The sequence below is a fragment of the Kitasatospora sp. NPDC051164 genome (assembly GCF_044455625.1).
Taxonomy (GTDB): Bacteria; Actinomycetota; Actinomycetes; order Streptomycetales; family Streptomycetaceae; genus Kitasatospora.
Map to the genome: position 1 here is coordinate 124,586 of NZ_JBITFB010000010.1, position 22,777 is coordinate 147,362.

Annotated in this window: 15 protein-coding genes and 1 pseudogene; 6 read left to right on the forward strand and 10 right to left on the reverse strand. The window is 73.0% G+C overall.

The window, feature by feature from the left end; genetic code table 11:
• Nucleotides 1–126 precede the first annotated feature (126 nt).
• Nucleotides 127–753 carry a helix-turn-helix domain-containing protein gene (locus tag ACIBEC_RS16955; protein WP_360502968.1) on the forward strand — a complete coding sequence of 209 codons (627 nt, stop codon included), beginning with the start codon at nucleotides 127–129 and terminating at the stop codon, nucleotides 751–753.
• Nucleotides 750–2,372 (forward strand): MFS transporter, encoded by a 1,623-nt coding sequence (locus ACIBEC_RS16960; protein WP_360502967.1) that lies wholly within the window; start codon nucleotides 750–752, stop codon nucleotides 2,370–2,372. Before ACIBEC_RS16955 ends, ACIBEC_RS16960 begins: the two co-directional genes overlap by 4 nt.
• A 146-nt stretch (nucleotides 2,373–2,518) precedes the next feature.
• Here ACIBEC_RS16960 and ACIBEC_RS16965 read toward each other — a convergent pair whose 3' ends face one another.
• The 3 genes from ACIBEC_RS16965 to ACIBEC_RS16975 all read right to left on the reverse strand — a co-directional run bounded on the left by ACIBEC_RS16965 (nucleotide 2,519) and on the right by ACIBEC_RS16975 (nucleotide 7,579).
• A complete protein-coding gene (locus tag ACIBEC_RS16965; protein ID WP_360502964.1) occupies nucleotides 2,519–5,044 on the reverse strand; it encodes a SpoIIE family protein phosphatase in 2,526 nt (841 codons plus the stop codon).
• Between the two features lie 148 nt (nucleotides 5,045–5,192).
• Nucleotides 5,193–5,813 carry a TetR/AcrR family transcriptional regulator gene (locus ACIBEC_RS16970; protein WP_360502962.1) on the reverse strand — a complete coding sequence of 207 codons (621 nt, stop codon included), beginning with the start codon at nucleotides 5,811–5,813 and terminating at the stop codon, nucleotides 5,193–5,195.
• Nucleotides 5,814–5,980: 167 nt separating this feature from the next.
• Nucleotides 5,981–7,579 carry a 4-coumarate--CoA ligase family protein gene (locus tag ACIBEC_RS16975; RefSeq protein WP_360502959.1) on the reverse strand — a complete coding sequence of 533 codons (1,599 nt, stop codon included), beginning with the start codon at nucleotides 7,577–7,579 and terminating at the stop codon, nucleotides 5,981–5,983.
• A gap of 359 nt (nucleotides 7,580–7,938) precedes the next feature.
• Between ACIBEC_RS16975 and ACIBEC_RS16980 the strand changes: the two genes are divergently transcribed.
• Both ACIBEC_RS16980 and ACIBEC_RS16985 read left to right on the forward strand, forming a co-directional pair.
• Complete coding sequence (locus ACIBEC_RS16980; protein ID WP_360502956.1) at nucleotides 7,939–8,418, forward strand: hypothetical protein; 480 nt, start codon at nucleotides 7,939–7,941, stop codon at nucleotides 8,416–8,418.
• A gap of 219 nt (nucleotides 8,419–8,637) precedes the next feature.
• Nucleotides 8,638–9,117 carry a class F sortase gene (locus tag ACIBEC_RS16985; protein ID WP_360502954.1) on the forward strand — a complete coding sequence of 160 codons (480 nt, stop codon included), beginning with the start codon at nucleotides 8,638–8,640 and terminating at the stop codon, nucleotides 9,115–9,117.
• Between the two features lie 22 nt (nucleotides 9,118–9,139).
• Here ACIBEC_RS16985 and ACIBEC_RS16990 read toward each other — a convergent pair whose 3' ends face one another.
• Genes ACIBEC_RS16990 through ACIBEC_RS17005 form a run of 4 tightly spaced genes read right to left on the reverse strand, consistent with a single transcriptional unit; the run spans nucleotide 9,140 to nucleotide 15,721 of the window.
• Entirely contained in the window at nucleotides 9,140–10,312 is a 1,173-nt protein-coding gene (locus tag ACIBEC_RS16990; protein ID WP_360502951.1) for an acyl-CoA dehydrogenase, read from the reverse strand.
• A 31-nt stretch (nucleotides 10,313–10,343) separates the two neighbouring features.
• On the reverse strand, nucleotides 10,344–12,320 hold the full coding sequence (locus ACIBEC_RS16995; RefSeq protein WP_360502948.1) for a biotin carboxylase N-terminal domain-containing protein: 1,977 nt from the start codon (nucleotides 12,318–12,320) through the stop codon (nucleotides 10,344–10,346).
• Between the two features lie 24 nt (nucleotides 12,321–12,344).
• Complete coding sequence (locus ACIBEC_RS17000; protein ID WP_360502945.1) at nucleotides 12,345–13,943, reverse strand: carboxyl transferase domain-containing protein; 1,599 nt, start codon at nucleotides 13,941–13,943, stop codon at nucleotides 12,345–12,347.
• Nucleotides 13,940–15,721 (reverse strand): acyclic terpene utilization AtuA family protein, encoded by a 1,782-nt coding sequence (locus ACIBEC_RS17005; RefSeq protein WP_360502942.1) that lies wholly within the window; start codon nucleotides 15,719–15,721, stop codon nucleotides 13,940–13,942. The genes ACIBEC_RS17000 and ACIBEC_RS17005 overlap by 4 nt, the downstream gene beginning before the upstream one ends.
• Nucleotides 15,722–15,936: 215 nt before the next feature.
• On the opposite strand from ACIBEC_RS17005, the gene ACIBEC_RS17010 reads away from it, so the two are divergent.
• Entirely contained in the window at nucleotides 15,937–16,350 is a 414-nt protein-coding gene (locus ACIBEC_RS17010; RefSeq protein WP_360502939.1) for a VOC family protein, read from the forward strand.
• 168 nt (nucleotides 16,351–16,518) lie between these two features.
• Nucleotides 16,519–18,897: pseudogene (locus ACIBEC_RS17015) on the forward strand (ATP-binding cassette domain-containing protein); the annotation flags it as partial.
• A gap of 90 nt (nucleotides 18,898–18,987) precedes the next feature.
• On the opposite strand, the gene ACIBEC_RS17020 reads toward ACIBEC_RS17015, so the two are convergent.
• The 3 genes from ACIBEC_RS17020 to ACIBEC_RS17030 all read right to left on the reverse strand — a co-directional run bounded on the left by ACIBEC_RS17020 (nucleotide 18,988) and on the right by ACIBEC_RS17030 (nucleotide 22,756).
• Nucleotides 18,988–19,554, reverse strand: coding sequence for a GNAT family N-acetyltransferase (locus tag ACIBEC_RS17020; protein WP_360502936.1), 567 nt, complete (start codon nucleotides 19,552–19,554; stop codon nucleotides 18,988–18,990).
• Nucleotides 19,555–19,694: 140 nt separating this feature from the next.
• Nucleotides 19,695–21,563, reverse strand: a complete 1,869-nt coding sequence (locus tag ACIBEC_RS17025) for an endonuclease/exonuclease/phosphatase family protein (protein WP_360502933.1) — start codon at nucleotides 21,561–21,563, stop codon at nucleotides 19,695–19,697.
• A gap of 236 nt (nucleotides 21,564–21,799) precedes the next feature.
• Nucleotides 21,800–22,756 carry a Gfo/Idh/MocA family oxidoreductase gene (locus tag ACIBEC_RS17030; RefSeq protein WP_360502930.1) on the reverse strand — a complete coding sequence of 319 codons (957 nt, stop codon included), beginning with the start codon at nucleotides 22,754–22,756 and terminating at the stop codon, nucleotides 21,800–21,802.
• Between the last annotated feature and the right edge of the window lie 21 nt (nucleotides 22,757–22,777).

Sequence of the window (22,777 nt, forward strand, 5' to 3'; positions counted from 1 at the left end):
CCTGACCGGGGACGGCACCCGCCGTCTCCGGTTTTTGCTGTCCGGGCACGCCTCAGCCAGTGGATCATTTGAGACTGGGACTTCAATTCTGAGACATACATGTCTCACATGAACTAGACTCCCCTCATGGCCACCGACCGCGACACCGTCCTCGAAGCCGCCGTCGGCGTGCTCTCGCGCCGCCCGACCGCCCACCTGGACGAGATCGCACGGGCCGCCGGCATCAGCCGCGCCACGCTGCACCGGCTCTTCCCGGGGCGCGAGGCGCTGATCCGCGAGGTCGGCCTGCTCGGCCTGCGCCGGTTCGCCGGCGCACTGGACACCGCCGGGGTCGAGGAGGGCGACGCCGAGGCCGCACTGCGCCGCCTGGTGGACGCCTCGGTCCCGGACGCCATGCTCTGCGCCTTCCTGGCCGGCGAGAACCAGCTCTACGAGAACGACGAGATCAACGACCTCTGGGAGCTCCAGATCGCCCGGCTGCACGCGCTCTTCCTGCGTGGCCAGCAGCAGGGCGTGTTCCGCATCGAGCTGAGCGCCGCCTGGCTGAGCGAGGCCTTCTTCGACCTGGTCGCCGGCGTCGGCTGGTCGATCCAGGACGGCCGGCTCGCCCCGCGCGACGCCGCCTTCTCGCTCACCGAGCTCTTCCTGGGCGGGGCGCTGCGCAGACCGGACGCCGCCGCCCACGAGTCCACCACCCACAGCACCTCGGATCGCAGCACCTCTGACTGCAGACCGGACACCGATAAACCATGAGTACCCCGACCGCCCGCCAGCGCTGGACCGGCCTCGCCGTCCTCGTCCTGGCCGTCACCGTGGTCGCGCTGGACGCGACCGTCCTCTCCCTCGCCATCCCGTCGATCAGCGAGACGCTGCGCCCCAGCGGCACCCAGCTGCTCTGGATCGGCGACTCCTACTCCTTCGTTCTGGCCGGTCTGCTGGTCAGCATGGGGGCGCTGAGCGACCGGATCGGCCGCAAGCGGCTGCTGCTGGCCGGTGCCTCCGCCTTCGGTGGGGCCTCGCTGCTGGCCGCCTACGCGCCGAGCCCGGGCTGGCTGATCCTGGCCCGCGGGCTGCTGGGTGTCGCCGGGGCGACCATCATGCCGTCCACCCTGTCGCTGATCCGCAGCCTCTTCCCGGACGACCGGGAGCGGGCCACCGCGATCGGCATCTGGGGCGCGGCCGCCACGGCCGGTGCCGCGCTCGGGCCGGTGGTCGGCGGGGTGCTGCTGGAGCACTTCTGGTGGGGTTCGGTGTTCCTGATGAACATCCCGGTGCTGCTCCTGCTGCTGGGCTTCGGCGTCTGGCTGCTGCCGGAGTCCAAGGACCCGAAGCCGGGCCGCTGGGACGTGCTGAGCGTCGTCCTGTCGATGGCCGGGGTGATCGGCGTGGTGTACGCGGTCAAGGAGGCGGCCGCACACGGCGTGGTCCGCTGGGACGTGCCGGTCTCGTTCGTTCTGGGTGCCGCGGCGCTGACCGTCTTCGTCCGCCGCCAGCTGCGGCTGGAGACCCCGCTGCTCGACGTCCGGCTGTTCCGCGACCGGCGGTTCACGGCGGCCGTCTCGGCCTCGCTGATCTCCCTGGTCGGGCTCTCCGGTGTGATCTTCGTGGTCTCGCAGTACCTGCAGCTGGTCCGCGGCTACCAGCCGCTCCAGGCGGGCCTGGCCGAGCTGCCGGCCTTCGCGGGCTCGGTGGTCGGCGGTCTGCTGACCGTCCGGGTGGCCCGGCGCTTCGGCGCCCGGAAGGCGCTGACGGCCTGTCTGCTCGCGATGGGTCTGGGCGTCGGCGTGCTCGGCTGGCTGGAGCAGGACACCACCTACCTGCTGCTGGCCGTGTCCTTCCTGCTGGTCGGAACGGCCGAGGGCGTGGTCTACACGCTCGGCGCCGACCTGGTGCTGAGCGCCGCGCCCGCCGACAAGGCCGGGGCCGCCTCGGCGGTCTCGGAGACGGCGTACGAGCTGGGCACCGCGCTCGGCATCGCACTGGTCGGCTCGGTGGTCGGCTCGATCTACGCGAACGGGCTGGCCGTCCCGGCCGGGACGGACCCGGCGGTCGCCGTCCGGGCCGGCGAGTCGCTGGGTTCGGCGGTCGAGTCGGCGCAGGGGCTGCCGCCGGAGGTGGCGCAGCCGCTGCTGGCGAGCGCGAAGCAGGTCTTCGTCGGCGGCATGAACAGCGCCGGACTGCTGGCCGCCGCGCTGCTGGTCGGCGCGGCCGTGATGGCCTGGCGCCTGCTGCACGGGCTCTCCGAGCCGGCCGACGCTGCGGCAGCGACCGACGGGGCGCCCGCCGAGGCACCGGTCGAGACACCCGCCGAGGCACCGGTCGAGACACCCGCCGAGGCGCCCGCCGAGACCTCGGAGAAGGTCCACGCGTGACCCGCTCCCCCGTACCTCCTCGCCGTCCCGACGGGGGTACGGGGAACGGCCCTTCTCCGATGGCTTCCCTGTCGCTCCGCCGTCGCTCCCTGCGGAAACGGCCGTTCTCCTCACGGGAACGTCCGTTCCTGCGTGGTCGGGCGCCGCTACTTCGCCCCGAAAGGCAGCTCCAGCTCTGCCCAGACGACCTTGCCGTCCCGGGTGAGCCGGCTGCCCCAGCGCTGGGCCAGCTCGCTGACCAGGAACATCCCGCGCCCGCCCTCGTCCTGCTCGGCGAAGGGGCGCAGCTGCGGGGTCTGGCCGCCGGCGTCGGCAACCTCGACGGTGAGCACCCGGTCGCGGAACAGCCGCAGCCGGCGCGGGGCGTCGGCGTGCAGCAGTGCGTTCGTCACCAGCTCGCTGACCAGGAGTTCGGCGTAGTCGGTGAGCGCGGTCAGGCCCCAGGTCTCCAGGGTGGCGCGGGTGAAGCGGCGGGCCCGGCCGGGCAGTCGGCCACCGCCGCTGAGCGGGAGGGTGGCGATCCGGTCGGCGGGCAGCGGCAGCACCCGCGCCATGATCATCGCGATGTCGTCCTCGGTGCCGTCGGTGACCAGGGCGCCGAGGACGGCGTCGCAGTTCTCCTCCAGGGTCCGGCCGGGCCCGGAGAGCGTGCGGGCGAGCAGGTCGATCCCGGTGTCCAGGTCCTGGCCGCGCCGTTCGACCAGGCCGTCGGTGTAGAGCGCGACCATGCCGCCCTCGGGGATGGTGAACTCGATCGACTCGAAGGCCACCCCGCCGACGCCCAGCGGCACGCCGGGCGGCACCTCGACCATCTCGGCGGTGCCGTCGGGGGCGACCCGGACCGGCGGCAGGTGCCCGGCCGAGGCGACCTGGACGGTGCGCTCCAGCGGGTCGTAGACCGCGCAGATGCAGGTGGCGAACTGACCCTCGCCGATTCCTGAGGCGGTCTCGTCCAGCCGGGTGAGGACCTGCTCGGGCGGCATGTCGAGGGTGGCGAGGGTCCGGGCGACGGTGCGCAGCTGGCCCATCGTGGCGGCGGCCCGGATGCCGTGGCCCATCACGTCGCCGACCACCAGGGCGACCCGTCCGCAGGACAGCGGCACCACGTCGAACCAGTCGCCGCCGACCTCGCTGACCACGCTGCTGGGCAGGTAGCGGTAGGCGATCTCCAGGCCGAGGGTGCGGTGCACCTCCTGCGGCAGCAGGCTGCGCTGCAGGGTGAGGGCGGTCTCCCGCTCGCGGCGGTAGAGCCGGGCGTTGTCGAGTGCCAGCGCGGTGCGGGCGACCAGTTCCTCGGCGAGGGCGACGTCGGCGGCGGTGAAGGGCTCGGGGTTGCGCATCCGGATGAACTCGGAGCCGCCGAGCACCATGCCCCGGGCGGTGATCGGCACCATCAGGTACGAGTGGATGCCCGCCGCCATCCCGGGGGCCACCCGGTCCTCGCTGGAGACCAGTCCGCGCAGCACCTCCTCGTCCACGTGGGCCCGCAGCAGCGGCTTTCCGCTGCGCAGGCACTGGGTGTAGCTGCGGTCGGGGGCGTACTCGGAGGTCTCGCCGACGACGTCGACGGCGCTCGCGAGCCCGGTCTCGTAGGACTCCCCGACGGCGACGGCGCGCAGGGTGGCGGTCCGGTCGGCGGGGATCGGGGTGGGCTCGGCGCCGCGCAGGACCGGCTCCAGCAGGTCGACGGTGGCGAAGTCGGCGAACCGGGGGACGACGGCCTCGATCAGTTCCTCGGCGGTGCGCTGGAGGTCGAGGGTGGTGCCGATCCGGGCGGTGGCCTCGGCGATGGTGGCGAGCCGTTCCTGGGCCCGGGCGGCACGGGCCTCGGCCTGGAAGCGTTCGGTGACGTCGATGATCGAGGAGCAGACGCCGAAGACCCGGCCGGTGGGGTCCTCGAGGCGGAAGTAGGAGGCGGACCAGGCGCGGTCCCGCTTGGGGTCGCCGGGGACGCGGCCGTGCGAGCGGGCGTCCACCACGGGCTTGCCGGTCTTCAGCACCTGCCGCATGGTCTGCTCGATCTCGGCGCCGTTGATGCCGGGGAGCACCGCGGATATCCGGCGGCCGAGGTGGGCGGCGACCGGCACGCCGTTCATCCGGGCGAGCGCCTCGTTGAGCCGGACGTAGCGCAGGTCGGTGTCGTAGACGGCCATGCCTATCGGGGAGCGGCCGAAGATGCCGTCCAGTACCGCCAGGTCGGCCTCGACGGCGTGCAGGGCACGGCTGTCGGAGGCGGTGGCGAGGAGCAGCAGGGTGCCGGCCGGTCCGGCGATGGGGTAGGTGCGGAACTCCAGGTCGACGGTGTGGCCGTCGCGGTGGCGGACCGGGAAGACGCCGGACCAGCCGACGCCGCCCATGATCCGTTCGAAGAGGGCCAGTACCTCGGCGCGGTTGCCGCCGTCGGTGAGCAGCTGGGCGGCGTAGCTGCCGACGGCTTCCTCGGTGGTGTAGCCGAGCAGGGCTTCGGCGTCCTCGCTCCAGTGCAGGATCAGGCCATCGTCCTGGAGCAGGGCCGTCGCGAGCGGGACGAGCCGGTGGCCCTCGGGGCGCGCGCCTTCGAGGTGTGCGCCTTCGAGGTGTGCGCCCTCGGGACGTGCGCCCTCGGGACGTGGCTGAGTGCCACCCGGTGCCGGGTCGGCGGCGTCGGTCGCGCCCCACTCGTGTCCGTGCATGATCAGGCAGCACCCCGGTTCGGCTCGTGCCCGGCCGGGTGGGCCTCGCGGTCCGTGCCGGCCGGGATTCTTCTCCAGACTGCACGGACATCGGCCGCCCGGCGACCCCTTGGTCAGAGGTTCTCCGGCCGCTCCGGGTGTACGGGCGTCATGGGCCTACCGGGCGCAGCGTACTCTCCAGAATGCCCGCCCACTGCCGGATCACTCCGGATCGTCGAAGGCTGTCGTCGGTGAGCAGGTTGGCCAGGCCCAGCCCGCGGGCGAGGTCCAAGGTGGCCTGCACCGATTCGCGCACGCCGGGGCGGGTCTCGTCGGCGTCCAGGAACTCCACGGCGGCCCGGTGGGCCTCCCGGCCGACGTGTCCCTCCAGGGTGATGATCCGCTCGCGCAGCGCCTCCTCGGTGGCGGCGGCGGTCCACAGGTGCAGGGCGGCGCGGAACAGCGGGCCGGTGTAGAGGCGGACGATCATGTCGACCACGGCGCGGGTGCGGTCGGGGCCGGCGGCCGGCAGCTCGTCCGCGTGGGCGCGGACGGCTGCCAGCCGCTCGGCGGTGACGTGCTCGACGGCCGCGGTGAAGAGGTCCTCGCGGGTCGGGAAGTGGTGCTGGGCGGCGCCCCGGGAGACGCCGGCGCGTTCGGCGACGACGGTGACGGTGGAGCCGTTCCAGCCGCGTTCGGCCAGGCAGTCCACGGCCGCCGCGAGCAGCCGGGCCCTGGTCGCGCGGCTGCGGTCCTGCTGGGGGGTGCGGGCGGCGGCGTGGCTGGTCATGGCGGCGGGCGGCTCCTGTTCCGGTGGGGGCGCGGCGGGTCGATCCTCACAGACGGGCGCCGGTCTTCGCCCGCCGGGGCCCGGCCCGCCCGGGTCGGCGGCGGGCCCGGTCGGCGGCGGGCGCGGGGCGGCGGGCGCGGGGCGGCGGGCGCGGGGCGGCGACGCACTCAGCCGACGGCGGCGCGCTCGGCCTCGCGGGCGCGCAGTTCGCGGCGGAGGATCTTGCCGGCCGGGGACTTGGGGACGGCGTCGACGAACTCCACCGCGCGGACCTTCTTGTACGGAGCGACCTGCCCGGCGACGTACCCGGTGACCTCCTCGGCGGTCAGGCCGCTGCCCGGGACGCGGACCACGAAGGCCTTGGGGCACTCGGTGCCCTCGGCGTCCGGGACGCCGATCACGGCGGCGTCGGCGATCTGCGGGTGGCCGAGCAGTACGGCCTCCAGCTCGGCGGGGGCGACCTGGTAGCCCTTGTACTTGATCAGTTCCTTGACCCGGTCGACGATGTGCAGGTAGCCGCGTTCGTCCACATAGCCGACGTCGCCGGTGTGCAGCCAGCCGTCGGCGTCGATGACGGCGGCGGTCTCGGCGGGGCGGCCGAGGTAGCCCTTCATCACCTGGGGGCCGCGGATCAGCAGCTCGCCGCGCTCGCCGGCGCCGAGGTCGCCGTCGGAGCCGTCCAGGGCGGTGATCCGCAGTTCCGTGGAGGGGACCATCCGGCCGACCGAGCCCAGCGAGGGGTCGCCCTCCCGTGGGGAGACCACGTGGGTGACCGGGGAGAGCTCGGTCATGCCGTAGCCCTGGAGCAGGTGCGGCAGGCCGAGGCGCCGGGCGCAGGCGTCGGCGAGCTCGCGGTCCAGCGGGGCGGCGGCGCACAGCAGGTACTCGACGGAGGAGAGGTCGAAGCGCTCCACGGCCGGGTGCTTGGCCAGGGCCAGGGCGATCGGCGGGGCCACCACCAGGGCCTGTACCCGGTGCTCCTCGACGGCGCGGCAGAACTGCTCCAGGTCGAAGCGGGGCAGCACGACCACGGTGGCGCCGCAGCGCAGCGGCTGGTTGAGCAGCGCCGCGAGGCCGTAGATGTGGAAGAACGGCAGGACGGCGAGCACCCGCTCGCCCTCGGCGGGGCGGTAGAGGGCGTCGCACTGGGCGAGGTTGGTGGCGATCGAGCGGTGGGTGAGCATGACGCCCTTGGGCAGGCCGGTGGTGCCGCTGGAGTAGGGCAGCACGGCGACGTCCTCGCCGGGGTCGATCGCGACCTCGGGGGCGGGGCCGGGCGCGGCCAGCAGGTCGGCGAGCGAGCGGTGGCCGTCGGCGCCGTCCAGCACGACGATCTCGGTCAGCGGGTGGCCCTGCTCGGCGAGCAGTTCGGCGGCCGTACGGGCGGTCGGCAGGAACGGGGAGACGGTGACCAGCCGGCGGGCGCCGCTGTCGCGCAGCTGGCCGGCGAGTTCGGCGGGCGTGGCCAGCGAGGAGACGGTGGTCACGGTGGCGCCGGCCCGGGTGGCGCCGTAGTAGGCCATCGGGTAGGTGATCGAGTTGGGGCTGAAGAGGGCGACCACGTCGCCCCGGCGCACGCCCGACTCGGCCAGCCCGGCGGCGACCCGTTCGACGGCGGCGGCGAGCTGCGCGTAGCTGACCCGCTCCCCGGTGAGGCCGTCGATCAGAGCCGGCCGGTCGCCGTACCGGGCCGCGGCGCCGAGGACCGCGTCATGGATCGGCAGGTCGACCACGGGGACGTCCGGGAAATCGCTGCGGAACACCAAGGTAAGCCTCCAGTAAGGAAGTTGACGCGGCAACAAAACCTGCGAGGGCGTGTTCAGGAGCATACGGACAGTCAGGGGGGAGGCTGGGCCATTGTGGGGAACCGGGGGGAGCTCGCGTGGCACAGTTGCTCCCGGGGGCGCCCGCGCGGACGGTGTTGCACCACGGCCGCCCAGCCCAGGGCGGCCTCGGACCCTGGAGCACCCCACCGTGAGCACCACCTCCCCTCCCCTGCCCCCCGGCCCGCCGGCTGCTCGCCGCCGCCGGCGCCGCCCTCGCGCTCACCCTCGGCGCGGCGCCGGCCGCGCTGGCCGCGCCGGGCGACAACGGTGACGTCAAGATCCACGACAGCACCACGCCGGTGGCCAGCCAGAACGACGACCCGAAGGTCTGCCAGTTCTACCTGGACGCCTTCAACTTCGACACCGTCACGCTGGTCAACTGGACGATCTCGCAGCAGCCGCCGACCGGCACCGCGCAGGTGCTGGCCGGGTCGATCGTGCTGGCCACCGGCACCGGCTCGACGCAGACGTACAGCCTGCCCGACGGGCGCTACAAGCTCGAATGGACGTTCGTCGGCGAGAACGGCAACGCGAAGCAGAAGGTCTTCGACGTTTCCTGCGCCACCTCGTCGCCATCTCCCTCGCCCTCCTCCTCACCGTCCTCGTCACCGAGCCACTCGCCCAAGCCCGGCCCGCACGGCGGGGTGGGCACCGGCGGTGGCGGCACCTCCGGGGCGAACGCCGCCGAGGTGGTCGGCGGCGTCGCACTGGTAGTCGGCGCCGGCGGACTCACCATCCGCGCGATGCGCCGCCGCCCCGGGCGCAATGCCGAGTCCTGACCGCCCCACCCGCGCGCCGCACGGCGACCCCTGCCCTGGCGGGCGGGGGTCGCCGCGCTGGCGCTCGCGGCGTGCGGCGTCTGGCTGGTCCACAACGGCACCACCGGCCGGAACGGGCCACCACTGCCGCCCGCGTCCTCGGCACCCGCCGCCTCGGCACCCGCCTCGCCGGCCGCCGCCCCGACGCCGGCCCCGGTTCCGGCCCCGGTTCCGGCCCCCGTGCCCGCGCCGCCGCTGCCGGCCTCGGTTCCGACCAGGATCCGGATCCCCGCGATCAAGGTCGACGCCCCGGTCACCGGCGTCGGGCTGACCGCCGCCCGGCAGCTCGCCACCCCGCCGATGGAGCAGCGCAACCTGACCGGCTGGTACCGGGTCGGCGCCGCGCCCGGGGCCGCCGGGAACGCGATCGTCGTCGGACACGCGGACAACCACAGCGGGCCGGCCGTCTTCTACCGGCTCGGACTGCTGCGCCCGGGCGACACCGTCGAGGTGACCCGCAAGGACCGGCACACCGCCGTGTTCACCATCGACTCCGTCCAGGTGTTCCCGAAGAAGGACTTCCCGGACGCCCTGGTGTACGGCGCCGACAGCGCCGACCGCGCGGAGCTGCGGTTGATCACCTGCGGCGGGAAGTTCGACCGGAAGACCGGGTACGAGTCCAACACCGTGGTGTTCGCCCACCTGTCCTCCTCGCGGTGAGCAGCGGTCACGACGGCCCGGCTCAGTACGACTTCGGCAGGCCGAGGGTGTGCTGGGCGACGTAGTTGAGCACCATCTCGCGGCTGACCGGGGCGACCCGGCCTACCCGGGTGGCGGCCAGCAGCGCGCCCAGCCCGTACTCCTGGGTGAGGCCGTTGCCGCCGAGGGTCTGCACCGCCTGGTCGACGGTCCGCGCGGCGGCCTCGCCGGCGGCGTACTTGGCCATGTTGGCGGCCTCACCGGCCGCGAGGTCCTCGCCCGCGTCGTAGAGCAGCCCGGCCTTCTGGGTCATCAGCCGGGCCAGCTCGATCTCCACCGCGCACTGCGCCAGCGGGTGGGCCAGGCCCTGGTGGGCGCCGATCGGGGTGGACCAGACGGTGCGGGTCTTCGCGTACTCGACGGCCTTGCCGAGTGCCTGGCGGGCCAGGCCGAGGGAGAACGCGGCGGTGAGGACGCGCTCGGGGTTGAGGCCGGCGAACAGCTGGAGCAGGCCCGCGTTCTCGTCGCCGACCAGGGCGTCGGCGGGCAGCCGGACGTCGTCCAGGAAGACCTGGAACTGCTTCTCGGGGGCGACGAGTTCCATCGGGATCGCCCGGTACTCGAAACCCGGGGTCTCGCGCGGGACGACGAACAGGCAGGGCTTCAGCTTGCCGGTGCGAGCGTCCTCGGTGCGGGCCACGAACAGGACGGCGTCGGAGTGGTCGATGCCGGAGACGAACACCTTGCGGCCGGTGAGCAGCCAGTCCTCGCCGTCGCGGCGGGCGACGGTGGAGATCCGGTGCGCGTTGGAGCCGGCGTCCGGCTCGGTGATGCCGAAGGCCATCTTGCGGCTGCCGTCGGCGAGGCCGGGCAGCCAGCGCTGCTTCTGCTCCTCGGTGCCGTAGCGGGCGATCACGGTGCCGCAGATCGCCGGTGAGACGATGAGCAGCAGCAACGGGCAGCCGGCGGTGCCCAGTTCCTCGAGGACGATGGCGAGGTCGGTGATGCCGCCGCCTCCGCCGCCGTACTCGGCGGGCAGGTTGACACCGAGGTAGCCGGCCTTGCCGGCCTCCGCCCACAGTTCGTCGGCGGGCTCGCCGGCCCGAGCCTTGGCGAGGTAGTAGGCGGAGCCGTAGCGACGGCCGAGGTCGCCGACGGCCTGGCGCAGGGCCCGGCGTTCGGGGGTTTCGAGGAGCTGACTGCCGATGGCGGACATGCGGTGGTTCCTTCCTCAGGCCTCTGGGGGCTCAGCCTCTTGGGGGCTCAACCTCTTGGGGGGACTTGACGACGGCCAGCAGGGTGCCGAGTTCGACCTGCCGGCCCGGGGTGGCGCAGAGTTCGACGAGGACGCCGTCGGCGGGGGCGGTGACGCGGTGCTCCATCTTCATCGCCTCCAGCACGAGCAGCGGCTGTCCGGCGGTGACGGTGTCCCCGACAGCGGCGGTGGTGCGCACGACCGTGCCGGGCATCGGGGCGAGCAGGGCACCGGGGTCGGTGCGGACGGTGGGGTCGGGGAAGCGCGGGAGGGTGGTGAGCACGCTGCCGCCGGCAGGGGTGTCGACGTACACCCGGTCGCCGTGGCGGGCCACGCGGTAGGTGCGCCGCAGCCCGCCCTCGCGTAGCACGACCCGGTCGGGGGTGGCCTCGACCAGCTCGACGTCCGGGTGGTCCTCGGCCCGCAGACCGGTGCGGGTGAGGCGGTAGCGGACCTCGAACTCGGCTCCGTCGTCCGCCCGGTAGCGCTTGAGCTGCGGCTGGGAGGGCAGGTTGCGCCAGCCGGACGGGAACGCCGCCACCCGCCGGGCGGCGGCGTCGGCGAGGGCGGCGGCCAGGGCGGCGCGTTCGGCGCCCTTGGTGTCCGGCGCGGTGAGCTCGGCGCCGTGCTCGGCCAGGAATCCGGTGTGCAGGCACTCACCCAGGAACGCCGGATGCCGCAGCGCGCGGACCAGCAACTCCCGGTTGGTGGCGGGCCCGTGGATCCGGGCCCGGGCCAGCGCGTCGGCCAGTCGGCGGGCGGCGGCCGCGCGGGTCGGCCCCCAGGCGATCACCTTGGCGAGCATCGCGTCGTAGTGCGGGGTGATCTCGCTGCCGGCCTCGACGCCGGAGTCCAGCCGCAGGCCGGAGTCCGGGTGGATCCCCCGGCCGGTGAACTGCTGGTGTGGAACGGTGAGTTCGAGGCGGTGCAGGGTGCCGGTGGCGGGCTGCCAGTCCTTGGCCGGGCCCTCCGCGTACAGCCTGGCCTCGATCGCGTGGCCGTGCGTCGCCGGCGGCTCCGGCGGAAGCTTCTCCCCTTCGGCGACAGCGAGTTGGAGCGCCACCAGGTCCAGTCCGGTGACCGCCTCGGTGACCGGGTGCTCGACCTGGAGGCGGGTGTTCATCTCCAGGAACCAGAACCGGCCGTCCTCGGCGAGCAGGAACTCGGCGGTGCCGGCGCCGACGTAGCCGATCGCCCGGGCGGCGCTCACCGCGGCCGCGTGCAGCTCGGCGCGGACCTGCGCCGACAGGCCGGGGGCGGGGGCCTCCTCGATCACCTTCTGGTGCCGCCGCTGCAGCGAGCAGTCGCGGTCGCCGACCGCCCGGACCGTGCCGTGCGCGTCGGCCAGCAGCTGGACCTCGACGTGCCGCCCGGCGGGCAGGTAGCGCTCGCAGAACACCTCGTCCGAGCCGAAGGCCTTGGCCGCCTCGGCACGGGCGGCCGCCAGTTCGCCGGGCAGGTCCGCGAGGCTCCGGACGACCCGCATGCCCCGGCCGCCGCCGCCCGCCGCCGCTTTGACCAGGATCGGCAGGTCGGCCGCGGTCGGCTCGGCGAGCGCGCCCAGGACGGGCACCCCGGCCGCGGCCATCAGCCGCTTGGCGGCCGTCTTGGAGCCCATCGCGGCGATCGCGGCCGGCGGCGGACCCACCCAGACCAGGCCCGCGTCCAGCACGGCCTGCGCGAACTCGGCGTTCTCGGACAGGAATCCGTACCCGGGGTGGACGGCGTCGGCCCCGGCCGTGAGCGCGGCGCGGACGATCAGCTCGGCCCGCAGGTAGGTGTCGGCGGGCGCGGCACCCGGCAGCCGGACGGCCGCGTCGGCCTCGCGCACGTGCGGGGCGTCGGCGTCCGGGTCGGAGTGGACGGCGGTGGTCGCGATGCCCAGCTCACGGCAGGTGCGGAAGACCCGGCGGGCGATCTCGCCCCGGTTGGCGACCAGCAGATTGCCGATCGATGTCTTGGTAGTCATTCGTGGCTCCGTCACAGGACTGGCTCACATTCGGAAGACGCCGTAGCCACGCGCGCCCTCGACCGGCGCGTTGTGGATCGCGGACAGGCACAGGCCGAGCACCGTACGGGTGTCGCGCGGGTCGATCACGCCGTCGTCGTAGAGGCGGCCGGACAGGAACACCGGCAGCGACTCGGCCTCGATCTGCTGCTCGACCATCGCCCGGATCGCCGCGTCCGCGTCCTCGTCGTAGGGCTGGCCCTTCGCCGCGGCCGACTGCCGGGCGACGATCGAGAGCACCCCGGCGAGCTGCTGCGGGCCCATCACCGCGGACTTGGCGCTCGGCCAGGAGAACAGGAAGCGCGGCTCGTAGGCCCGGCCGCACATGCCGTAATGGCCGGCGCCGTAGGAGGCGCCCATCAGGACGGACAGGTGGGGCACCGTGGAGTTGGCGACGGCGTTGATCATCATCGCGCCGTGCTTGATGATGCCGCCCTGCTCGTAGTCCTTGCCGACCATGTAGCCGGTGGTGTTGTGCAGGAACAGCAGCGGGGTGCTCCGCTGGTTCGCCAACTGGATGAACTGGGCGGCCTTCTGGGACTCCGCGCTGAACAGCACGCCCTGCGCGTTGGCCAGGATGCCGACCGGGTAGCCGTGCAGGCGGGCCCAGCCGGTGGCCAGGCTGGCGCCGTAGAGCGGCTTGAACTCGTCGAAGTCGGAGCCGTCGACCAGCCGGGCGATCACCTCGCGCGGGTCGAAGGGCACCTTGAGGTCGCCGGGGACGATGCCCAGCAGCTCCTCCTCGTCGTACCTCGGCGGCTCGGCCAGCGGGTCGGGGCCCGGGCCGGGCTTGCGGTGGTCGAGCCGGGCGACGATCCGGCGGGCCAGCCGCAGCGCGTCCGCCTCGTCCACCGCGAAGTGGTCGGCGAGGCCGGAGGTGCGGGCGTGCATCGCGGCGCCGCCGAGCGACTCGTCGTCGGCCTCCTCGCCGGTGGCCATCTTGACCAGCGGCGGGCCGCCGAGGAACACCTTGGCGCGCTCCTTGACCAGCACGGTGTGGTCGGACATGCCGGGGACGTACGCGCCGCCGGCCGTCGAGTTGCCGAACACCACGGCCACGGTGGGGATTCCGGCGGCGGACAGCCGGGTGAGGTCCCGGAAGAGGGCGCCGCCGGGGATGAAGATCTCCTTCTGGCTGGGCAGGTCGGCGCCGCCCGACTCGACCAGGTTCACCAGCGGGAGGCGGTTGTGCAGCGCGATCTCGTTGGCGCGCAGGGCCTTGCGCAGCGTCCAGGGGTTGCTGGCGCCGCCGCGCACGGTGGGGTCGTTGGCGGTGATCACGCACTCGACGCCCTCGATCACGCCGATGCCGGTGACCAGCGCGGCGCCGACCTGGTAGTCGCTGCCCCAGGCGGCCAGCGGGGACAGCTCCAGGAACGGCGAGTCCGGGTCGATCAGCAGCTCGATCCGCTCACGGGCCGGCAGCTTGCCGCGCTTGCGGTGGCGCTCCAGGTACTTGGGGCCGCCGCCGGCCAGCGCCTTGGCGTGCTCGGCGTCCAGGTCGGTGAGCTTGGCGAGCATCGCGGCGCGGTGTTCGGCGTACTCGGGCCCGGCCGGGTCGACGCGGGTGGGCAGGACGGTCACAGCGGCCTCTCCGGGCTGTCGAGACGTACGGTCGGGCTGTCGGGTCGCGGTTCGGAGGCCCGGAGCGGTTCCGGAGCCAGGAGCGCCGTCGGGATGTCGAGGTGGCGGGAGCGCAGCCACTCGCCGAGGGCCTTGGCCTGCGGGTCGAAGCGGTGCCGGGCGGCGACGCCCTCGCCGAGCAGGCCGGTGATGGTGAAGTTGACCGCGCGCAGGTTCGGGAGCAGGTGCCGGGTGACGTCCGACTGCTCTGTTTCAGGGAGGAGTTCGCGCAGCCTTTCCACCGTGAGGGCGTGCGCAAGCCAGCGCCAGCCGGCCTCGGAGCGGGCCCAGACGCCGAGGTTGGCGTCGCCGCCCTTGTCGCCGCTGCGGGCGCCGGCCACCAGGCCGAGCGGGGCCCGGCGGGTCGGCCCGGCGGTCAGCGGTTCGGGCAACCGCTGTTCGGCGGTGGTGACTTGGCCGGTGACCGGCGTGGGTGGGACGGCGATCCGGCGGCCGTCCGGCAGGACGGCGGTGTGCTCGACGGCCTTGGCGTCGACGTAGGCGGCGGTGAACACCCCGTACGGCGCGCCCGGTCCGGGTGGGGCGGTGAGGTGGAAACCGGGGTAGCCTGCCAGGCCCAACTCCACTGCTGCCTTGCCGAGTTCGCGGCCGACCCTGGCCGGGTCGGGGTCGCGGGCGGTCAACCGGAGGAGGGCGGAGGCGGCTTCCTCGGTCGGGGCGTCCGGGTGGTCGGTGCGGGCGAGCGTCCAGCGCAGTTCGGCGGGGCGGGCCTCCGGCGGCAGGGCCGCGGCGAACTGCCGTTGCACCAGGGCGGCTTTGGCCTCGATGTCCAGGCCGGTGAGGACGAACACCACCTCGTTGTGGTGACCGCCGAGCGAGTTGAGGCCGACCTTCAGCGTGGCCGGCGGGGCCTCGCCCCGTACGCCGTCGATCCGGACCCGGTCCGGTCCCTCCTCGGTGAGCCGGACGGTGTCCAGTCGGGCGGTGACGTCCGGGCCGAGGTAGTGCGATCCGCCGGTCTCGTACAGGAGTTGGGCGGTGACGGTGCCGGTGGTGACGGCGCCGCCGGTGCCCGGGTGCTTGGTGATCACGCTGGAGCCGTCGGCGTGCAGCTCGGCGATCGGGAAGCCGGGGTGGGTCACGTCGTGCTCGCGGAAGAACGCGTAGTTGCCGCCGGTCGCCTGGGCGCCGCACTCCAGGACGTGCCCGGCGACGACCGCCCCGGCGACGGCGTCGAGGTCCTCCGGAGTCCAGCCGAACCGGGCGATCCCGGGGCCGGCGACCAGCGCCGCGTCCGTCACCCGGCCGGTGACCACCACGTTCGCTCCCGCACGCAGACAGGCCGCGATGCCGAAGCCGCCGAGGTAGGCGTTGGCGGCCAACAGGCCAGTCGGCAGGCCGAGTTCCTCCCGGCGCGGCAGCAGGTCGTCGCCCTCGACGTGCGCGACGGCCGTCTCGACTCCCAGCCGCCGGGCCAGCTCGCGCAGTTCGTCGGCGAGCCTGGCCGGGTTGAGGCCGCCCGCGTTCACCACGATCGTCACGTCGCGCTCGCGGGCCAGGCCGAGGCACTCCTCCATCTGCCGCAGGAAGGTCCGGGCGTACCCGCGCGACGGGTCCTTCAGCCGGTCCCGCGCCAGGATGAGCATGGTCAGCTCGGCCAGGTAGTCCCCGGTGAGCACGTCCAGCGGCCCACCGGTGAGCATCTCCCGCACCGCCGCGAAGCGGTCCCCGTAGAACCCCGAGGCGTTGCCGATCCGCAGTACCGCGCGTTCGCGCATCAATGCGCCTCCCCTGACGGTGAGTTGGCGGCACTCCCGCACGAGCGCCGTCGGGCAGCAGCGTGGCACCGCCCGAAGAAAAAAGCAATCATGCCTGCTTGTTTTCCTGAGATCACGGCCACCCGCCGCGATCACCCGGCTCCGGTTCGCCGCCCGCGGGGACCGATCAGTTTTCGAGAAGCACCCGGTCGGGAGCCGCGCCTAGCGTTGCGGTCATGAGCGACATCACCATTCACTGGTCCTTCCTTCCGCACACCGACCCCGAGGCCTCCCTCGCCTTCTACCGCGACCTGCTCGGCTTCGAGGTCCGCAACGACGTCGGCGGCGGCGCGATGCGCTGGATCACCTTCGGGGCGCCCGGCCAGTCCGGCGTCTCGGTGGTGCTGGAGCCCCCGGCCGCCGACCCCGGCGTCACCGAGGAGGAGCGCAAGACGATCACCGAGATGATGGCCAAGGGCACCTACGCACGGCTCGTCCTGGCCACCGCCGACCTGGACGCCACCTTCGACCGGCTGAAGTCCGGCGGCGCCGAGCTGGTGCAGGAGCCCACCGAGCAGCCGTGGGGCCTGCGCGACTGCGCCTTCCGCGATCCGGCGGGCACCATGGTCCGCTTCAACGAGGTGCGCTGAACCGGTCGGCACCCCGACACCAGCCGAAGCCCGGCAGCCGTAGCCCCGACGGGCCCGCCCCCGGCACCGGCCGGACCGGACCCCCTCGATTCTGGTTGGATCGAGGGGTACACCGCCGACCGTGACCGCGGGGACGGGCCCGCCCGATCGACAGGGAGAGACCGAACGATGCCCAAGAGGACGGACGCGCACCCCGCGTCGCACGCCGCCGACAGCCACGACCTGATCCGCGTCCACGGCGCGCGAGAGAACAACCTCAAGGACGTCAGTGTCGACCTCCCCAAACGCCGACTGACGGTGTTCACCGGCGTGTCCGGCTCGGGAAAGAGCTCGCTGGTCTTCGACACCATCGCCGCCGAGTCCCAGCGGCTGATCAACGAGACCTACAGCGCCTTCGTCCAGGGCTTCATGCCCACCCTGGCCCGCCCCGAGGTGGACGTCCTCGAGGGCCTGACCACCGCGATCATCGTCGACCAGCAGCGGATGGGCGCCGACCCGCGCTCCACCGTCGGCACCGCCACCGACGCCAACGCGATGCTGCGCATCCTCTTCAGCCGCCTCGGCACCCCGCACATCGGCTCGCCCAAGGCCTTCTCCTTCAACGTCCCCTCGATCAGCGGGGCGGGCGCGGTCACCGTCGAGCGCGGCGGCAAGACCGTCAAGGAGCGGCGCAGCTTCAGCATCACCGGCGGCATGTGCCCGCGCTGCGAGGGCCGGGGCAACGTCTCCGACATCGACCTCACCCAGCTGTACGACGACAGCAAGTCGATCTCCGAGGGCGCGATCACCATCCCCGGCTGGAAGACCGACAGCTGGTGGACGGTCGGCATCTACGCCAACTCGGGCTTCCTCGACCCGGACAAGCCCATCCGCAAGTACACCAAGAAGGAACTGCAGGACTTCCTGTACCGGGAGCCGACCAAGGTCAAGGTCAACGGCGTCAACCTCACCTACGAGGGCTTGATCCCCAAAATCCAGAAGTCGATGCTCTCCAAGGACAAGGACGCGCTCCAGCCGCACATCCGCGCCTTCGTGGAGCGCGCCGTCACCTTCACCACCTGCCCCGACTGCGAGGGCACCCGGCTCAGCGAGGCCGCCCGCTCCTCCAGGATCGCCGGGATCAGCATCGCCGACGCCTGCGCGATGCAGATCAGCGACCTCGCCGCCTGGGTCCGGGGGCTCGACGAGCCCTCGGTGACGCCACTGCTCACCACCCTGCGCCAGGCCCTCGACTCCTTCGTGGAGATCGGCCTCGGCTACCTCTCGCTGGACCGCCCGTCCGGCACGCTGTCCGGCGGCGAGGCGCAGCGGGTCAAGATGATCCGCCACCTCGGCTCCTCGCTCACCGACACCACGTACGTCTTCGACGAGCCGACCACCGGCCTGCACCCGCACGACATCGACCGGATGAACAAGCTGCTGCTGCGCCTGCGCGACAAGGGCAACACCGTGCTGGTGGTCGAGCACAAGCCGCAGACCATCGCGATCGCCGACCACGTGGTCGACCTCGGCCCCGGCGCCGGTACGGCGGGCGGCACGGTCTGCTACGAGGGCGGTGTCGACGGGCTGCGGAGCAGCGGCACCGTGACCGGCCGCCACCTGGCCGACCGGGCCCCGCTGCGGGAGAGCGTGCGCAAGCCCACCGGGCACTTGGAGATCCGGGGAGCGAACACCCACAACCTGCGGGACGTGGACGTGGACGTGCCGCTGGGGGTGCTCACGGTGGTGACCGGGGTGGCCGGTTCCGGCAAGAGTTCGCTGATCCACGGTTCGATCCCGAAGGGCGAGGGCGTGGTCTCCGTCGACCAGGGCGCGATCAAGGGCTCGCGGCGCAGCAACCCGGCCACCTACACCGGGCTGCTCGAACCGATCCGCAAGGCCTTCGCCAAGGCCAACGACGTCAAGCCGGCCCTGTTCAGCGCCAACTCCGAGGGCGCCTGCCCGACCTGCAACGGCGCCGGGGTGGTCTACACCGACCTGGCGATGATGGCCGGGGTGGCCACCACCTGCGAGGACTGCGAAGGCAAGCGGTACCAGCCCGCCGTGCTGGAGTACCGGCTGGGCGGCCGGGACATCGCCGAGGTGCTGGCGATGTCGGTGACCGAGGCCGAGGAGTTCTTCGGCTCGGGCGAGGCCAAGCTGCCGGCGGCGCACCGGATCCTGGAGCGGCTGGCGGACGTCGGGCTCGGCTACCTCAGCCTCGGCCAGCCGCTCACCACGCTCTCCGGCGGCGAGCGGCAGCGGCTCAAGCTGGCCACCCACATGGCGGACAAGGGCGGCGTCTACGTCCTGGACGAGCCGACCACCGGCCTGCACCTGGCCGACGTCGAGCAACTGCTCGGGCTGCTGGACCGGCTGGTCGAGTCCGGTAAGTCGGTCATCGTGATCGAGCACCACCCGGCGGTCATGGCGCACGCCGACTGGATCATCGACCTCGGCCCGGGCGCCGGCCACGACGGCGGTCGAGTGGTCTTCGAGGGCACCCCGGCCGACCTGGTCGCCGCCCGCTCCACGCCGACCGGCGAGGCCCTGGCCGAGTACGTCGGCTGGGACTGCCACAAGGTTGCGGCTGGGACTGTCGCAGGGCGGCGACTGGGGCTGTCGCGGGAGGTCGGCTGAGGCTGCCGCAGGGCGGCATCAGCCCAGCGGAAGGGCCATCTCCAGGATCCGCGCCGAGGCGTCCAGCACGTACGGCGTCTCGCCCCCGGTGTACGCGAACCCGCGCCGCAGGTAGAAGGCGGCGGCGCGGGGGTTCGCCTCGTGCACCCCGAGGAGCATCCGGTCGGCGCCCAGGCCGCGCGCCCAGGCGAGGGCCGCGTCCAGCATGGCGTCCGCGACGCCGCGCTCGCGGCCGCGGTGCGCCGGGTCGACCCAGACGCCGATCAGGTCGACGGCGCCGGGCTGCTCCTTGGTGACGACCGACAGCATCGTGCCGACCCACTCCCCCTCGGCGTCGACCGCGACCAGGCCGACCTTGTCGGGTTCGTTGACCCAGTTCGTCCGGGCCCGCCAGTTGCCCTCGCCCTGGTGGCTCGCGTACTCGTGGGTCTCGCCGAACGCCATGGGCGTGTCGAGGAGTTGGGCGAGGCGCACCTTCCGCAGGCGCTGCCAGTCCTCTCGGCCGATCCGCTCGATCCGGTACTGCACGTTCTCCCCCGTCACCCGGGCCGTCACAACGACGCTGCCTCCGCCGCCGGTGATCACCGGCGGCGGAGGCAGGATAACCGCAGCTCACACCGCGATGCGCACGACGGCCAGCACCGCGGCCCGCACGACGGCCCGCACTGCGGCTCGCATCACAGCCGGCACTGCGGCTCGCATCACAGCCCGCGTCACGGCCCGCGTCACGGCTTGATGCGGACCACCTGCGGGTCGTGGTCGCTCGCCTGCTGGGCGAACTCGGAGTTGATGTGGACCACGTCGTACTTGGCGTAGCCGACCTCGGGGCTGACCAGGATGTGGTCCAGCACCTGGGAGTTGCCCTGGTAGACGTAGGAGTACTGCTCGGTCTCCGGCAGCTCGTTCACCAGGTCGCGCAGCACGCCGCCCTTGGTGAGCGTCGCCAGGGCGGGCGAGAACTGGTAGTCGTTGAAGTCGCCGAGGGAGACGACCTTGGCCTCCTTGTCGGCGGCCAGCAGCTGGGAGAGGAAGGCCTGCTCGACGGTGGCCTGCTTGACCCGCTGCACCTCCGAGCTGCGGGTCGGCTGCTGGAACCGGCTGTCGATGCCCTGGTCGCCGCCCTTGCTGTTGAAGTGGTTGGCGATCACGAAGACCTTCTGGCCGCGGAAGACGAACTGGCCGACCAGCGGCTTGCGGCTGTTGGTCCAGGCCTCGTCGCCGGGCTGGATCCGGCCGGGCGAGGCGGTCAGCGCGGCGGCGGCGCCGGTGCCGGTGACGCCGACGGCGGTGGTGGCGTTGCCGCCCGCGATGTCGGTGAAGGAGACCCGCTGCGGGTTGAACAGGAAGACCTGGCGGATGTTGCCGCCGGGCTCGCCGCCGTCCTTGCCGTCCTGCGGGTCGATCGAGCGCCAGTCGTAGGCCGGGCCGCCGGCCGCCTTGATCGCGGCGACGAACTTGGCGACGGTCTGGCTCGCGTCGACCGTGCCGTCGTTCTTGGAGCCGTTGTCGTCCTGGATCTCCTCCAGGGCGACGATGTCGGGCGAGCGCAGGTTGGTGACGACGCCCTGGGCCAGCTGGGCGAACTTGGCGTCCGGGTTGTTCGGGGCCAGGTTCTGCACGTTGTAGGTGGCGAGGGTGAGTTCGCGGTCGCTCGCCTGGGCGGTGACCTCGCGCTGGAGGTGGTTGTCCTTCAGCGTTCCCACGGTGCCGGCGACGAGCGTGTAGCCGCCGAAGTTGTTGTAGTCCAGCGGGCCGGTGGTGGCGCCGGTCAGCTCGTCGCCGACGTTGGCCACCGGAAAGGGCTGCTGGGAGACCGGCGCCTGCTGCTGCACCATCAGGCGGCCGACGTTGGGCTCGCGGTAGGACTCGTACAGGACGCCGCCGCGCTTGCTGCGCTGGTCCTGGCGGTCGGCGGCGACCCACAGCTCGTTGTACTGGTCGGTCGCCTGGACCACCCGGACGTCCTTGACCTGGACGAGCATGCCCTCCAGGGACTCGTAGAAGTCCAGGGCGTACTTCTCCGGGTCGAGCTTCACGGCGTCGATGGTCCCGTCCGCGCCGGCCGCCGGGGAGTAGGTGCCGGGGATGTTGCGGGTGTCCACGACCACGGGGGCGGGCAGCGGGTTGCCGGCGGAGACGACCGTGATGCCCGGGGCGGAGATCTCGGTGACGGACTGCGAGCCGCCGGAGTAGCTCGGGTAGTACTCGGTTACCTTGCCGCTGACCAGCACCGAGTCGCCGACCTTGACGCTCGGGGTGCCGCCGGTGAAGACGAAGATGCCTTCGCTGGTGGCCGGGTCGGCGTCCGGGTTCGGGTCCTGGATCCAGAAGCCCTTGGAACTGCCGTACGCGCGTACGCCGGTGACGATGCCGGGCACGCCGGTGACGGGCTTGCCGGCCTGCGGGGATATCCGGGTGGTGCCCTGGACGTCGTGGATCCGCAGCGGGCCGGCCTCGGTCGGGGCGGGGGTGGCGGCGCCGGCGGCGTTGGCCACCGGGAGCGGGACGAGCACCAGCGAGGCGGCGAGCGAGGCCGGGACGAGGGCGGCGCGCAGCAGGGTTCTGTGCGGGCGGGATGCGGGGGCGGTGGTCACCGGGGCAGGTCTCCTAGCTCCGTCGTGCGGCACGGTCGTGGCACGGCGGTCCGGGCGGAGGCGCGGTCGAAGCGCGCGCTACTCGCGTAGAGGAAGAGCAGGGGACGGACGCCCGCCCCCCGCGGCGCCCCTCAAGATACGCGCGTAGAAAATGCCCCGACAAGACCTCGTCAGTGAACTGTCGGTTCCGCCCAGGTGACTTGACCGACGGTCAGCCCGGCCTGCTCACAGTCTTCTCACAGCCCGCTCCCGGCGGACTCCCAGGAAGCCTCGACGCGCTCCACGACCAGCTCGCACAGCTCGTGGGTGCGCAGCGCGTCGTGGGCGTCGAGGGTCCGCCCGGCGCGGACGGCGTCCAGGAAGGCGAGCACGCACTGCTCGATGCCGCGCTGGCGGGCGACCGACACCCAGTCGCCACGGCGGCGCACGGTCGGCTGGCCGCGGTGGTCGATCACCTCGGCCAGGTTGTGCACCTCGCGCTTGGAGTCGCCGCCGGAGACCTCCAGGACCTCCTCGGTCGAGCCGGAGACCCGGTTCATGATGCCGAGCGCGGTGAAGCCCTGCCCGCCGAGGGTGAGGACCACGTGCTCGACCAGGCCGTTGCGGCTGCGGGAGCGGACGTCCACGTGCTCGATCTCGCCGGGGACGAGGAAGCGGAGCAGGTCCACGACGTGGATGAAGTCGTCGTAGACCAGGGTGCGGGCCTCCTCGGGCAGACCCTCGCGGTTCTTCTGCAACACGATCAGGTCGCGCGGGCGCTCCTTGGCCTGGACGTAGCCGGGCGCGTGGCGGCGGTTGAAGCCCACCATCAGCGAGCGGCCGGTGCGGTCGGCGAGGTCGACCAGTCGGCGCGCGCCGTCGAGGGTGTAGTCGAGCGGCTTGTCCACGTAGACGTCCACCCCGGCGGTGAGCAGCCGCTCGACGATCGGGACGTGTTGGTCGGTGGCGGCGTGCACGAAGGCGGCCCGGATGCCGGAGCCGATCAGCGCGCCGAGGTCGGTGAACCGGTGCTCGGCCGCGATCCGGTACGCGTCACCGATGCGGTCCAGCTTCGCCCCGTCCCGGGTCATCAACCGCAGATCCAACCCCGGCAACCCGCCCAGAACCGGCAGATACGCCTTCTGCGCAATATCGCCGATCCCGATGACCCCGACCGGAAGAAGGTCGCTGTCGGGGACAGAGGTCGAACTCATCGGATTCTCCACACGCATGTC

Coding starts and splice junctions, on each gene's coding strand:
- ACIBEC_RS16970 (WP_360502962.1), bottom strand. CDS start 5,813: ATGACCAGCCACGCCGCCGCCCGCACCCCCCAGCAGGACCGCAGCCGC.
- ACIBEC_RS16960 (WP_360502967.1), top strand. CDS start 750: ATGAGTACCCCGACCGCCCGCCAGCGCTGGACCGGCCTCGCCGTCCTC.
- ACIBEC_RS16955 (WP_360502968.1), top strand. CDS start 127: ATGGCCACCGACCGCGACACCGTCCTCGAAGCCGCCGTCGGCGTGCTC.
- ACIBEC_RS17030 (WP_360502930.1), bottom strand. CDS start 22,756: ATGAGTTCGACCTCTGTCCCCGACAGCGACCTTCTTCCGGTCGGGGTC.
- ACIBEC_RS17010 (WP_360502939.1), top strand. CDS start 15,937: ATGAGCGACATCACCATTCACTGGTCCTTCCTTCCGCACACCGACCCC.
- ACIBEC_RS16995 (WP_360502948.1), bottom strand. CDS start 12,320: ATGACTACCAAGACATCGATCGGCAATCTGCTGGTCGCCAACCGGGGC.
- ACIBEC_RS17005 (WP_360502942.1), bottom strand. CDS start 15,721: ATGCGCGAACGCGCGGTACTGCGGATCGGCAACGCCTCGGGGTTCTAC.
- ACIBEC_RS16990 (WP_360502951.1), bottom strand. CDS start 10,312: ATGTCCGCCATCGGCAGTCAGCTCCTCGAAACCCCCGAACGCCGGGCC.
- ACIBEC_RS16965 (WP_360502964.1), bottom strand. CDS start 5,044: ATGCACGGACACGAGTGGGGCGCGACCGACGCCGCCGACCCGGCACCG.